Raw genomic sequence first — 13,171 nt, forward strand, 5'->3', positions numbered from 1 at the left:
TCCTCCCGATCGCTTAGCGGGCGACCACCGACAGCTTGGCGCTCTTGAGGTCGACCGAATTGGGTCCGGCCGAGATGGTGAAGGTGCCGGGCTCCACGACCCGTTTCATCTGCAGGTTCCAAAGCGACAGATCGCGCGGCGTCAGCGCGAAGGTCAACGTCCGCCGCTCGCCGGGGCGCAGCGTCACGCGCTGGAATCCCTTCAGCTCGATAACCGGGCGCGTCACCGAGCTTTCGTCGTCGCGGATGTAGAGCTGTACCACCTCGTCGCCGATGCGGCTGCCGACATTGGCGACGTCGACAGAAACGCGGGCGGTATCGCCGACCCGGATGGTTGGCGTGTCGATACGAGGCGCGGAGATGTCAAACCTGGTGTAGCTCAGCCCGTGGCCGAACGGGTACAAGGGGGCGGTGCTGTCAAAGAGGTAGCCGCGTCTGGCCGTCGGCTTGCGATTGTAGAACATCGGCAGCTGGCCGACACTGCGGGCGAAGGAAACGGGCAGCTTGCCGCCGGGATTGACCGCGCCGAACAATACGTCGGCGACGGCATTGCCGGTCTCCTGACCGAGGTACCAGCCCTCGATCAGCGCCGGGGCATTCTCGGCCAGATAGTTGACCGCAAGCGGCCGGCCGTTGAGCAGCAGCACGACCGTAGGCTTGCCGAGCGCGAGCAGGGCTCGCGCAAGCTCTTCCTGCTGCCCGACGAGATCGAGATTGTCGCGGTCGCCGAGATGATTGTCGGCCCACGCTTCGCGGCTCAGCTGCTCATTTTCGCCGAGGACAAGCACGATGGTGTCGGCATTGCGCGCAGCTGCAACCGCTTCGGCAATCAGCTTGCGGTTGGTCTCGGGTGGCACGAGCTTGACCTCGTCGCACGACCAGCAGCGGGTCTCGGTAAGGCGGACGCCTTCGGCATAGCTGACCGGGAAGCGACCGCCGGACGCCTTCTGAAGACCTTCGAGCACGCTGACGACATGGCGCGGCTCGTCGCTGTAGCCGCCGATCGGCGTATCGCGAGCATGGGTGCCGACCACCAGCAGCCGCCCGACCCTGCCCGGATCAAGCGGGAGCAGGCCGCGGTCGTTCTTAAGCAGCACCATCGACCGCTGCGCCGCCTCTCTCGCAAGAGCAATGGCATCAGAGGTCGCAGTCTTCGCTTCGGCAGTGGACGGATCGGCATAGGGATTCTCGAACAGCCCGGACTCGAATTTCATGCGCAGGATCCGGCGTACGGCCTGATCCACCATCGCCTGCGGCACGCGTCCCGAGCGGACCAATTCTGGAAGGTGAATGAAGCCCTCGGGATCCGGAGTCTCGGAGTCGACTCCGGATTCGATTGCGCGCTCGGCCGCATCGCGAATGTTGCTGAACATGCGGTGGCGGGTGATCAGCTCGCGGATTGCAAAATAGTCGCTGACGACCGCTCCGTCGAAGCCCCATTCGTCGCGCAGCACCTTGTTCAGCAGCCACGCATTGCCGTGCGAGGGAATGCCGTCGATCTCGTTATAGGACGCCATCACCGACCGGACCGGGAGAGTCGTCACGGCGCGCTCGAACGGCGGGAAAAAGATGGTGCGCAGGCTGCGTTCGGAGATGTCAGCAGGTCCGACATTGGTGCCATTCTCCGGCTGGCCGTGGCCGGTCAGATGCTTGAGCGTAACCATCACCTTGTCGGGCGCGAGCGGCAGTTTGGTGCCCTGGAAACCACGAATGGCCGCAAGCCCGACCTCGCTGACGAGATGGGGGTCCTCGCCATAGGTTTCCTCGATCCGGCCCCAGCGCGGATCCCGGGCAACATCGACTACCGGCGCAAGGGCGAGGGTCGCGCCACGCGCACGCATCTCGCGGGCGGCGACGGAGAACACCCGCTCAACCATCGCTGGGTCCCAGCTACTCGCAAGGGCGATCGACTGGGGGAAACTGGTAGCCCCCCGGGCAACATAACCGTGCAGCGCTTCCTCATGCATGAGAATGGGGATGCCGAGACGGGTACCCTCGACCGCCCAGCGCTGCGCGGCGTTGATATATTCGGCCGTGTCGCGACCGTCGCGATTGACGCTGCCGGCGGCGGCACCGGCCGCGCCGCTGTTGGTCGAGGTCACTCCGCGCTTGTCGGATGGGCGTGCGAGCTGGCCGATGCCGTTCGGAAAGTTCTGGCTTGCCTCGGCGGGATCGAACACGCCGGCATCGGTCTGGACCTTGCCCTTCTGCTCCCACAACGTGATCAGCTGGGCGGCCTTCTCCTCCAGCGTCATTCGGCGGAGAAGATCCTCCACCCGGCGGTCGATTGGTTGCAGAGGATTCTTGTAGAGCGGGACCGTCCGGGCCGCCGTGGGTTGCGCCTGAGCCTGCGCCTCGAAGCTCGCCGTCAGCGCCGGAATGAGGGCGAAAACCGATGCGGCAAGGGTGAGCCCCGCCAGTCCAGCACGAAGCGCCATTGTTCCTCCTTTGCACCGCCGAACTCGCGATGATAGCGCTACCATATCTTGCTGCCGCGGCGTTGCAATGGGCAGGTGAGGTGCCTACGACGAGCCGCAGCGGAACAGGGGAAAGCGCGCTGGAATGAGCAAGGCGAGCCGGCGGGGACGCGGCAACGTCACGATCGAGGACGTCGCTCGGGAAGCGGGCGTTTCGACAATGACCGTCTCGCGGGTCATCAACAAGGGCAAGAATGTGCGTGAGGAGACTCGCGACAACGTTCTCCAGGCCATCGAAAAGCTGCGCTACTCGCCCAACACCGCCGCGCGAAGCTTGGCGGCGGGACAGGCGACGCGGATCGGCCTCTTCTATTCCAATCCCTCAGCCGCCTATCTGAGCCAGTTCCTGGTCGGCTCGCTCCAGACGGCGCGTAGCGCGGGCTGTCATCTGATGCTGGAGCCCTGCGAGTCAGAGAACCCAGCGCTTCAGCGCGAGGCGGCCCAGCAGTTCATCGATGCAGGCGTGGAAGGCGTGATCCTGCCACCGCCCGTCTCCGAATCGACGACCATCCTCGAAGAGCTGCGCAAAGCCGAGATTCCGGTCGTCACAGTCGCCATGGGGCGCGTCCACAATCCGCTCAATGTCCGCATGGACGACTATGCGGCCGCTGTGCAGCTGACCCAATATCTTATCGACCTCGGTCACCGGCGCCTCGGCCATATCACCGGCGCTCCCGGCCACATTGCGACCAGCGAGCGCGAGCGCGGCTTCCGCGACGTCGCCCGGCAGGCCGGCATTGCAGACGACCAGCTGTCGATCGAGCCGGGTGAGTTTACCTTCCGATCCGGCCTTGATGCGGCGGACGCCCTGCTTTCCCTGCCTGAACCACCGACCGCCATCTTCGCCAGCAACGACGACATGGCTGCGGCGGTGGTCAGCGTCGCGCATCGGCGCGGCCTGCAGGTTCCCGACGACCTCAGCGTTGTCGGTTTCGACGACACCTCGCTTGCGACCAGCGTGTGGCCGGAGCTCACCACGATTCGCCAGCCCGTATCCGCTATGGCCGGCGCGGCGCTCGAGATGCTGCTCGGCGCCCTGCGATTTCAGAGCCGGGGCGAGGATGCGGGAAGCATAGACCGCGTCCTCGATCATGAGCTTATCATCCGCGGCTCGGCCGCTGCGCCGCCAAAGCAGAAGTAGCGAAAGAAACACCGTTGCTTTTCTCGCGCGGCAGTGGAGAAGTTACCGCTAACATGCGCGTCGCTATGTTTGCCGCCGCGCAGACTTGAGGAGGGGATTAGCATGACGGAAGCAGGCCCGGAACGGGCGAATCTCGGCTATATCGGCGCCATCGTCGCCGTGGCCACGATCGGCGGCTTTCTGTTCGGTTACGACAGCGGCGCAGTCAACGGCACGCAGCCCGGCCTCACCTCCACCTTCGACCTTGTGCCCGGCAGCTTCTCGCCGAGCAATGGCCTCGGCTTTACCGTCGCGTCGCTGCTCATCGGCTGCTTCATCGGCGCCTTCTTTGCCGGACGGCTTGCCGACCTTCTTGGGCGGCGCAATGTGATGCGCATCACCGCCCTTCTCTTCCTAATCGGTGCCCTGGTGCAGGGCTTCGCCTACGACCACACCCTCTTCGTTGTTGCGCGCATCCTCGGCGGCATGGCGGTCGGTGCGGCAAGCGTCCTCTCGCCCGCCTACATCTCCGAAGTCGCACCGGCGAGCATCCGCGGGCGGATGACCACGGTCCAGCAGATCATGATCATCACCGGTCTCACCGCCGCCTTCCTCGTCAATTATCTGCTGGCGGCAGGCGCCGGCGCTTCGACGGAGGGGTTCTGGCTTGGGCTGGAGGCCTGGCGCTGGATGTACCTGATGCAGGCGGTACCGGCGGCGCTCTTCCTTGCCGCCCTTTACTTCATCCCCGAAAGCCCGCGGTTCCTGGTCGCCAAGGGCCGTGACGAGACCGCACTACAGGTGTTGACCCGCCTGTTCGGAAGCGACGTTGCGAAGACCAAGCTTGAGGAGATCCGCGCGACCTTCAACGCCGATCACCAGCCGCGGCTAAGCGATGTACTCGCACCAGTGGGCGCACCCGGCTTCCTCGGCATTCGCTCGATCGTCTGGGTTGGCATCATGCTGGCCGTTTTCCAGCAGCTCGTCGGCATCAACGTCATCTTCTATTACGGCGCGACGCTGTGGCAGCTCGCCGGCTTCAGCGAGAATGACTCGCTGCTGATCAACATCGTCTCGGGCGCCGTGTCGATCGCAGCCTGTTTCGTCACCATCGCCGTCATCGACCGCATCGGCCGCAAGCCGCTGCTCCTTATCGGTTCGGCAGGCATGGCGGTTACCCTGTTCGTGATGGTCTATGCCTTCAGCCACGGCTCGCTCGACGCGTCCGACAATCTCGTTTTGTCACCTGAACTCGGCATGCTCGCGGTCATCGCCGCCAATCTCTACGTCATCTTCTTCAACGTGAGCTGGGGTCCGGTCATGTGGGTCATGCTGGGCGAGATGTTCCCCAACCAGCTGCGCGGGTCCGCCCTCGCAGTTGCGGGATTCTTCCAGTGGTTCGCCAATTTCCTGATCAGCTTCAGTTTTCCCGCAATGGCCGCCTGGAGCCTGACCGGAAGCTACGTCTTCTACGGCGTATGCGCGGTGATCAGCTTCATCCTCGTTCAGCGTTTTGTTCGCGAGACCAAAGGCAAGGAACTCGAAGAAATGCAGGGCTGACGAGCCCTCTCCTGGGGAGCGAGGCCCGCTCTCGCTCCCCAAATCGACTTCATGAGGTAGCCTTCAGTGACCCGCACCCCTGTTCGCCCCTTCCGATCCCGGGACTGGTTCGATGCGCCGGGGCGGAGCGACATGACCGCCCTCTACCTGGAGCGGTTCATGAACTATGGGCTGACCGCCGAGGAACTGCGCTGCGGCAAGCCGATCATCGGCATCGCCCAGTCCGGCAGCGACATTGCGCCGTGCAACCGTATCCATCTTGAACTGGTGCACCGGATCAAGGCGGGAATCCGCGATTCGGGCGGGATTCCGATGGAATTCCCGGTCCATCCGATTTTCGAGAATTGCCGGCGACCGACCGCCGCGCTCGACCGCAACCTTGCCTATCTCGGACTCGTCGAGATCCTCAACGGCTATCCAATTGATGCTGTCGTCCTGACCACCGGCTGCGACAAGACCACTCCCGCCTCGATCATGGCCGCATCAACGGTCGACATTCCGGCGATTACCCTCTCCGGCGGACCGATGCTCGATGGCTGGCACGACGGCGAACTGGTCGGATCGGGAACGGTCATCTGGCGCGCTCGAAGACTGCTCGGTGCGGGCGAGATCGACGAAGCCGAGTTCCTGCGGCGGGCGGCCGACAGCGCACCGTCGGCCGGTCACTGCAACACGATGGGCACGGCGAGCACGATGAATGCGGTCGCCGAAGCGCTGGGCATGTGCCTGCCCGGCAATGCAGCGATCCCGGCGCCTTACCGCGAGCGCGGTCAGATGGCCTATGAGACTGGCCGCCGCGTGGTCGACATGGCCTATGAGGATCTCCGGCCTTCACGCATCCTGACCCGCGAAGCATTCCTCAATGCGCTGCGGCTGATCGCGGCAATCGGCGGCTCCAGCAACGCGCACCCGCATATCGTCGCCATGGCTCGCCACGCTGGCGTCGACCTCTCCCGCGAGGACTGGATGGAGCATGGCTATGACCTGCCCCTGCTGGTCAACATGCAGCCCGCCGGCACCTTCCTCAGCGAACGCTTCCACCGTGCCGGCGGCGTTCCCGCCGTCATGTGGGAGCTGCTTGATGCCGGCCACCTCGACGGCGCGGCACTAACCGTGACAGGGCGCACCCAGGCCGACAATCTCGAAGGACGCGAGGCGCGCGACCGCGAGGTGATCCGGCGCTTCGACCAGCCACTACGCGAGAAGGCGGGTTTTCTCGTCCTCAAGGGCAATCTGTTCGATTTTTCGATCATGAAGACGAGCGTCATTTCGGCCGAGTTCCGCAAGCGCTACCTGTCAAAACCCGGGCAGGAGGGCGTGTTCGAGGCGCGGGCGATCGTGTTCGACGGGTCGGACGATTACCATCACCGGATCAACGATCCTGCCCTCGCCATTGACGAGCATTGTATCCTCGTCATCCGCGGGGCCGGGCCGGTTGGCTGGCCGGGGTCAGCGGAGGTCGTCAACATGCAGCCGCCCGACGCCCTCCTCCAGCGCGGCATTACCAGCCTTCCGACGCTTGGTGACGGGCGCCAGTCGGGGACGTCGGACAGTCCGTCCATCCTCAACGCCTCGCCCGAGAGCGCGGCGGGTGGTGGCCTGTCCTGGCTGCGGACGGGCGACATCATTCGGATCGATCTTGGCCAGGGCACATGCGACGCCCTGGTGGACGAGGCGGAGATCGCGCGCCGCAAGGCCGAAGCGCCGCCACCCGTGCCGCACAGCCAGACACCATGGGAAGAACTGTACCGGGAGAAGACCGGGCAATTGGCCGACGGCGCCGTGCTCGACTTTGCAGTCGCCTATCGCGGCACGTCGAAGCGCACGCCGCGCCACAATCACTGACCGATTGGCAGCTCGAACACCGGCACCGGCAGAAGGTCGGCGTCATAGAGGTTGACGACCGGAGAGTCGGCCCAGGCGTGACGCACCTTCACGTCGCCCGGCAGCGCCTTGCGGACGAGGAGATCGGTCCCGTCGATGTCCGCAGCGGCGAAGCGACAGCTGCCGGCACCGGCCCCGCACAGTTCGATGCCGAGCGGCGCTCCGCTCAGCGCCTGCAGAGCCTTGCTGAAGCGAAGACGGATGGTTTCCCCTTCGCGGGCCGCGCGCACCGGAACCGGTCCGACGCGACCGTCCTGGCTGCGATAGGCGAGACCAAGCGCGGCAAGCGCCAGCCGCCTTCCGACTTCCTGCTTGTCAGGCGGGTGGATGTCGTTCTTCTCGCCAAGGTCGATGGCGCTGACGAGGGCAGCGCTGCGGTCCACCGCCACGGCCCGGCGCTGTTCGTCGATCAGCGCAGCCCAGCCGCTTTCCACCGGTGACGTGCCCGGCTTGCCCCAGCCGGCGAGTCCGACGATCAGGAACGGCAGTCGCTCGTTTGCGAAGTGCCGCCGCCAACTGGCCATAAGCGCGGCGAGCCGCCGGTCGTAGCCCGGCTTCCCGACATCGGCTTCGCCCTGATACCAGGCGACGCCCTTGAGCCCGATCGGACCGAGTGGCGCGATCATTCCGCTGAACAGGGTGCCGACACCCGACTGGCCGTCCCAGGGCGCCAGCGGCGGCTCGCCGATTCGATCGGGGGCGACGCTGATCTCCCAGCCGCTGCCCAGCGCCACCTTCTCGCCATTGGCCAAGCGCAACTCGACACGTTCGGCCGGACCCTGAAAGCCGCCGGCGGCCCAATTGTCGCGGACGAAGACGAGCAGCTCATTGTCGCCTTCTTTCAGCGTGCCGGGCGCAAGCCGATATTCGCGTGGGAGCGACCAGCTGTAGGTCGTGCCAACGGTGACCCCGTTGACGAAGGTCGTGTCGCTGTCGTCGATCACGCCCAGCCCCAAGGTCGCGGCATTCTTCGCCTGGCTAGCCGTCAGCCGGATGCGCTTGCGGGCCCAGACGCCCCCATTGAAGCGCTCGAAGTCGGGTCGGCCCCAGGTCTCCCAGAAGGTAAAGGCCGGCATTGGCTGCCATGTCAGGCTATCGCTGGCGCGCCATGGCTCGCGGCCGACAGCGTCCCCGCTCCTCCGCCGCCACCAGGCGCCCCATTCCTCGCCGAAGCGGACGGCGCCGGCGGCACGGTCCCGTCGATACAGGGCAAGCAAATCAGCCTCGGCCGCCCCGCCGCTGCCGCGCACCGCAGCTTCGTCCATCCAGGCCCGGATCGGGGTCGCGCCCCAGCTGGCATCGATGAGGCCGATCGGGACCTGTCTGTCGCGGCTGCGCAGGTCGCGCGCCATGAAGGTACAGGCTGCGGAAAAGCTGGCCGCGGTGGCCGGGCTGGAGACTTCCCAGCGAACGTCGGGAGTGAGCGGCGCGGGTGCGACGATTGCGCGCTGCGGAATGGTCATCAGGCGCAGCATCGGGTCGGTCGCAGCTTCGACCTCCGCCGCGCCGTTGAGTGCGCGGTCGAGCGGATATTCCATGTTCGACTGGCCCGAGCAGAGCCAGACGTCGCCGACCATGACGTTTTCCGCGGTGGCGCTCGCCCCTTCCGCATCTCGTACTTCGATGCGATAGGGGCCGCCCGCCGGCAGCGCGGGGAAGCGGGCCGACCAGAGGCCGCCGGCATCCGCAACCACCGATGCTGCCTGCCCGCCGACCCTGAGGTTCACCCGCTCGCCCGGTCGCGCGGTGCCGGTGACGACCACGGGGCGGTCCCGCTGGATCACCGCATCGTTGGAATATGGGACATCGATCGTCGGCGCTGCACCGGCGGCGGTGCCGAGCGTGAGTGCAAGGACTCCAGAGCTGACGATCAATCCCGGACGGCTGTGCATGGCTGCCCCTTGATGCCGATTTCGAGTGCGAAGAGATCGCCGGCCTGCGGCTGACCGGCGATCTGCTCGGCGCTCAGCAGCTGCCGCGCCGTCGTCGCGAAAAGGGTGCGGCGGTCGCGGCCGCCGAACGCGACCTTGGTGATGTTGGCGACTGGAAAGGCGATGGTCTGCAACAGCTCGCCCGCGGGAGAATAGCGGCGCGCTTGCCAGCCGGCGTAGAGCCCGATCCACACGCCGCCCTCGGCGTCGCCGGTTGGACCGTCAGGATAGCCCTCCTCGGGCGTGAAGGAGACGAGCAGGCGGCTGTCCATGAGCCCGCCGTCCGCGCCAATCGTGGCCGCGCACAACCTGCCGCCGAGCGTATCAACCCAGTAGAGGGAGCGTCCGTCGGGCGAGATGGCCGGGCCATTGGTGATGGCGATGTCGTCGATGCCGGTGTGACGGAGCCTGCCCTCCGCATAGCAATAGAAGGCGCCCGTCCTGTCGCGCTCACCGTCGTGCATCGTGCCGAACCAGAGCCGCCCTTCCCCGTCGACAACTGCATCGTTGAGCCGATTGTTGGGCTTGTCCCGGTCGACTGCCACGATTTGGTCGAAGCCGCCGCTGCCAGGATCGAAGGCGAAGAGGCCGCTCTGCAATCCGACGATGAAGCCGCCACGGGCGCGCGGAACGATGAAGCCGACCTGCTCGGGCGCACTCCAGCTGCGCTTCTCGCCGCTGTCCGGATCAAAGCGGTGAATCTGCTTCTTCTTGATGTCGACGAACCACAGCCGGTCGTCGATCCATGTCGGCCCCTCGCCAAGTTCGGCACCAAGGGACCAGATGCTTGCGGGTTCGCCGGTCATCAACGCCAGCCCGCGTCGACCCAGTAATTGTGCCCGGTGACCAGCCGCGCGTCGTCGGACGCCAGGAACAGGACCATGGCGGCAACGTCATCGGGTACCAGTCGGTCCTTCAGCGCCTGGGCGGCAACAATCTCAGCTTCGCCTTCAGGCGTGTACCAGCGCTGCTGGCGCGGGGTCTGGATGTTGCCCGGAATGACGCAGGTGACGCGGATGTTGTCCGGCCCGAGCTCGCGCGCGAGGCTACGGGTCAGGCCTTCGATGGCGGCCTTGGCGGTCTGGTAGAGCACAAGGTCGGGCAGGCCGAGGTGCCAGCTGATCGAGCCGAGATTTACAATCGCGCCGCCGCCCTTCTCCTTCATGCCAAGGATCACTCCTTGGGCCGCAAAGAACTGGTGGCGCAGGTTCACATTGACCCGCTCGTCCCAGTAATCCGGGGTCACCTCGCCGACCTGGTGGCGATCGTCATTCGCGGCATTGTTGACGAGGATGTCAAACGCTCCGCCCTCGTCGACCATATGGGCGATCGATTGCCGGAGCCCGGCGACGTCGCACAGGTCGACGCGCTCGAAGCGGGCCTTGCCGCCGAGCCGCTCCAGGAGCGCAAGCGACTCCTCCTCGGCGATGTCAAAAAAGACGACGTCCGACCCCTGCCGGACGAACGCCTCCACGATACCCGCGCCGATGCCGGAACCCCCGCCGGTCACCAGCACCCGTTTGCCCTTCAAGCTGGGGTAGACCGCCCGCAAGTCGCTCTTGTCGCTCAAATTGCTTACCCCCCGACGTAGACGGTCTTCGTCTGTGTGTAGAATTCGACGGCGGCGAAGCCCTGCTCGCGTGCGCCGTAGCTGGACTTGCGGGTGCCGCCGAACGGCACATGATAATCGACCCCCGCCGTGGGCAGGTTGACCATCACCATTCCCGCCCGCACGGCACGCCGGAAATGGCGGGCGTGCTTGAGGCTGTCGGTGACGATGCCGGCAGACAGGCCGAACTGCCCACGATTGGCGATCTCCAGTGCTTCATCATAGTCGCGCACGCGCACTGTGCTGGCGACCGGCCCGAACACTTCCTCGCAGTTGATGCGCATGTTGGGGGCGGTGTCGGCGATGATGGTCGGGGCCATGTAATAGCCGCGCGTGTCGAGGCTGAGCGGCTCGCCGCCGGTGAGAACCTGCCCGCCTTCGTCACGCGCGATGCCGACGTAGCGGAGGTTCTGTTCCAGCTGCTGCTCGCTCACCGCTGGGCCGATCTGGCTCGACGGATCAAGCGCATTGCCGACCCGCAGGGAGCGCGCCCGCTCTGCCAGCGCCTCGACGAAGCGGTCGTGGATGCCTTCGGTGACGATGATCCGCGACGACGCGGTGCAGCGCTGGCCGGTGCCGAAGAAGGCCCCATCGATCGCCACCGTTACCGCCTTCTCGATGTCGGCATCGTCCAGGACGACCAGCGGGTTCTTGCCGCCCATTTCGAGCTGCAGCCGTGCCTGACGCTTGATCGCCCCTGCGGCGACGCTCGCCCCGACGCCCTGCGAGCCGGTGAAGGAGATGCCGTCGATGTCGCCATGGTCGACGATCGCCCGCCCGACGTCGCCTTCGCCAAGAACGAGGTTGAAGACGCCCGGCGGCGCCCCGGCCTCTTCGATGATCTTGCCGAGCGCATGGGCGATCGCCGGCGTCGGCGTGGCCGGCTTCAGCACCACCGTATTGCCGAACGCCAGCGCCGGCGCGGCCTTCCAGGCGGGGATGGCGATCGGGAAGTTCCACGGCGTGATCAGCCCGAACACGCCGACCGCCTCGCGGTGGGTGGTGACGTCGATCCCAGGCCGCGTCGAATCCAGGGCCTGGCCGTGGCGGCGGATCGCCTCGCCCGCGAAATACTTGAGGATGCGGCCGGCCCGCATGACTTCGCCCGTGCCTTCGGGAAGGGTCTTGCCCTCCTCGCGCGAGAGCAGCTCGCCAAGCTCCTTGGCGCGCGCCATGACCAGGCTGCCGGCCTTGTCGAGCACGTCCGAGCGCACTTCCGGCGAAGCTTCGGACCAGGACGGGAAGGCTGCACGCGCTGCCTTCACGGCACGATCGACATCCGCCGTGCTGCCCTTCGGGTAGCGAGCGACCACGTCACCGAGGTCGGACGGGTTGATGCTCTCGCCCGCCGCGTCGCTGCCGACCGCCTCTCCCGCGATGATGTGATGGAGTGTTTCGGACATGGGACTACTCGCCTTTCAGGACTTGGCCGACTGGAGGAGACCGCGCGCGGCCAGGTTTCGCATGAGGTCGCGAACGCCGAACGCCCACGGCGGCGCATCGCGGCTGGTGGTGACGACATTCTCGAGCGTTCCGAGGCGCGGACTGGCGATCCGCACCCGGTCGCCCGGCTTGTGGGTGAAACCCCGTCCCGGCTCGTCGCGATCCTTGGTCGGTGCGAACAACGTGCCGAGGAAGAGCATGAAGCCGTCGGGATAGTGATGCTCGCTCATCGCCTGCGCGACGAGATCTTCGGGATCGCGGCTGATCTGGCTCATCTCGCTCCGGCCTTCGAGCGAGAATCCGTCGTCGCCGACGATCTCGAGCGTCACCGTGGCGGCGCGAACGTCGTCGAGGGTGAAAACGTCGTCGAACAGGCGGATGAAGGGTCCGATGGCGCAGGAGGCGTTGTTGTCCTTGGCCTTGCTGAGCAGCAGGGCGCTCCGACCTTCGAAGTCGCGCAGGTTGACGTCGTTGCCGAGCGCCGCGCCGCGGATCTCGCCGCGGCTGCTGACCGCCAGCACGACTTCCGGCTCTGGATTGTTCCAGGTCGAGTCCGAGCGGACGCCGATCGGGGCAGTGCTGCCGACGCTCGCAAGCAGCGCGGTCTTGGTGAAGATCTCCGCATCGGGACCGATCGCCACCTCGAGATATTGCGACCAGAGGTCGTCCTCGATCAGCGCGGCCTTCAGGCGCGCGGCCTCGTCGGTGCCCGGTCGCACCGAGCGGATCGCGCCGCCAATCTTCTCCTCGATCTTGCCGCGCAGGACGGCGGCCTGGCGGTGATCGCCGCGAGCCCGCTCCTCGATCACTCGCTCGATGGCCGACAGGGCGAAGGTCACGCCGGCCGCCTTCACCACCTGAAGGTCGTTGGGCGCCAGCAATCGGCCGAGCGCGCCAGAAAGCAGCTCATCGACGGACCCGATATCCTCGCCGGTGACGGCAAGCGGGTCGGCGGTATCGAGGAGGTCGGCGACGGTCGGTGCGAAGCGAGAGATGTCCTCGACTCGGCCACCGCGAACCAGCACGGGCGTCGGCCCCTCCGGACGCAGCAGCCTGCCAGCGAGCACGGCTTGCCCATGATCTTCGGGCAGCATCATCGATGCGGAACTGCCGATCATCGGACCAACCACCTCCTGTTACCTGATAGC

The 13,171-nt window shown here is 66.2% G+C and carries 9 protein-coding genes; 3 read left to right on the plus strand and 6 right to left on the minus strand.

Translation table 11 applies throughout. From position 1 onward, the window contains the following. Positions 1 to 13 precede the first annotated feature (13 nt). Positions 14 to 2,437, minus strand: coding sequence for a glycoside hydrolase family 3 N-terminal domain-containing protein (locus JOY29_RS04235; protein ID WP_300974942.1), 2,424 nt, complete (start codon positions 2,435 to 2,437; stop codon positions 14 to 16). Between the two features lie 124 nt (positions 2,438 to 2,561). Here JOY29_RS04235 and JOY29_RS04240 point away from each other — a divergent pair, with 124 nt between their 5' ends. The 3 genes from JOY29_RS04240 (at position 2,562) to JOY29_RS04250 (ending at position 7,001) form a co-directional block, all read left to right on the plus strand. Next, on the plus strand, positions 2,562 to 3,617 hold the full coding sequence (locus JOY29_RS04240) for a LacI family DNA-binding transcriptional regulator (protein WP_300974943.1): 1,056 nt from the start codon (positions 2,562 to 2,564) through the stop codon (positions 3,615 to 3,617). Positions 3,618 to 3,719: 102 nt separating this feature from the next. Then, positions 3,720 to 5,156: a sugar porter family MFS transporter gene (locus JOY29_RS04245; protein ID WP_300974944.1), complete on the plus strand. Its 1,437-nt coding sequence runs from the start codon at positions 3,720 to 3,722 to the stop codon at positions 5,154 to 5,156. A gap of 66 nt (positions 5,157 to 5,222) precedes the next feature. Next, positions 5,223 to 7,001 carry an IlvD/Edd family dehydratase gene (locus JOY29_RS04250; protein ID WP_300974945.1) on the plus strand — a complete coding sequence of 593 codons (1,779 nt, stop codon included), beginning with the start codon at positions 5,223 to 5,225 and terminating at the stop codon, positions 6,999 to 7,001. Here JOY29_RS04250 and JOY29_RS04255 read toward each other — a convergent pair. Genes JOY29_RS04255 through JOY29_RS04275 form a run of 5 tightly spaced genes read right to left on the minus strand, consistent with a single transcriptional unit; the run spans position 6,995 to position 13,141 of the window. After that, the gene (locus JOY29_RS04255) at positions 6,995 to 8,932 is read right to left on the minus strand and encodes a sialate O-acetylesterase (protein WP_300974946.1); all 1,938 of its coding nucleotides are present in this window, start codon (positions 8,930 to 8,932) and stop codon (positions 6,995 to 6,997) included. The two genes, JOY29_RS04250 and JOY29_RS04255, sit on opposite strands and share 7 nt — an antisense overlap. After that, positions 8,911 to 9,777, minus strand: coding sequence for an SMP-30/gluconolactonase/LRE family protein (locus JOY29_RS04260; RefSeq protein WP_300974947.1), 867 nt, complete (start codon positions 9,775 to 9,777; stop codon positions 8,911 to 8,913). The genes JOY29_RS04255 and JOY29_RS04260 overlap by 22 nt, the downstream gene beginning before the upstream one ends. Continuing rightward, positions 9,777 to 10,541: an SDR family NAD(P)-dependent oxidoreductase gene (locus JOY29_RS04265; RefSeq protein WP_300974948.1), complete on the minus strand. Its 765-nt coding sequence runs from the start codon at positions 10,539 to 10,541 to the stop codon at positions 9,777 to 9,779. The genes JOY29_RS04260 and JOY29_RS04265 overlap by 1 nt, the downstream gene beginning before the upstream one ends. A gap of 5 nt (positions 10,542 to 10,546) precedes the next feature. Beyond that, positions 10,547 to 11,983 carry an aldehyde dehydrogenase family protein gene (locus JOY29_RS04270; RefSeq protein ID WP_300974949.1) on the minus strand — a complete coding sequence of 479 codons (1,437 nt, stop codon included), beginning with the start codon at positions 11,981 to 11,983 and terminating at the stop codon, positions 10,547 to 10,549. Positions 11,984 to 11,998: 15 nt separating this feature from the next. After that, the gene (locus JOY29_RS04275; protein WP_300974950.1) at positions 11,999 to 13,141 is read right to left on the minus strand and encodes a fumarylacetoacetate hydrolase family protein; all 1,143 of its coding nucleotides are present in this window, start codon (positions 13,139 to 13,141) and stop codon (positions 11,999 to 12,001) included. Positions 13,142 to 13,171: the final 30 nt, after the last annotated feature.

Source organism: Sphingomonas sp. LHG3406-1 (assembly GCF_029637485.1).
Classification (GTDB): Bacteria; Pseudomonadota; Alphaproteobacteria; order Sphingomonadales; family Sphingomonadaceae; genus Sphingomicrobium.

Excerpts from the sequence above, each read along its gene's own strand:
- JOY29_RS04275 (WP_300974950.1), bottom strand. The coding sequence starts at position 13,141 with ATGATCGGCAGTTCCGCATCGATGATGCTGCCCGAAGATCATGGGCAA.
- JOY29_RS04270 (WP_300974949.1), bottom strand. The coding sequence starts at position 11,983 with ATGTCCGAAACACTCCATCACATCATCGCGGGAGAGGCGGTCGGCAGC.
- JOY29_RS04260 (WP_300974947.1), bottom strand. The coding sequence starts at position 9,777 with ATGACCGGCGAACCCGCAAGCATCTGGTCCCTTGGTGCCGAACTTGGC.
- JOY29_RS04245 (WP_300974944.1), top strand. The coding sequence starts at position 3,720 with ATGACGGAAGCAGGCCCGGAACGGGCGAATCTCGGCTATATCGGCGCC.
- JOY29_RS04240 (WP_300974943.1), top strand. The coding sequence starts at position 2,562 with ATGAGCAAGGCGAGCCGGCGGGGACGCGGCAACGTCACGATCGAGGAC.
- JOY29_RS04235 (WP_300974942.1), bottom strand. The coding sequence starts at position 2,437 with ATGGCGCTTCGTGCTGGACTGGCGGGGCTCACCCTTGCCGCATCGGTT.
- JOY29_RS04255 (WP_300974946.1), bottom strand. The coding sequence starts at position 8,932 with ATGCACAGCCGTCCGGGATTGATCGTCAGCTCTGGAGTCCTTGCACTC.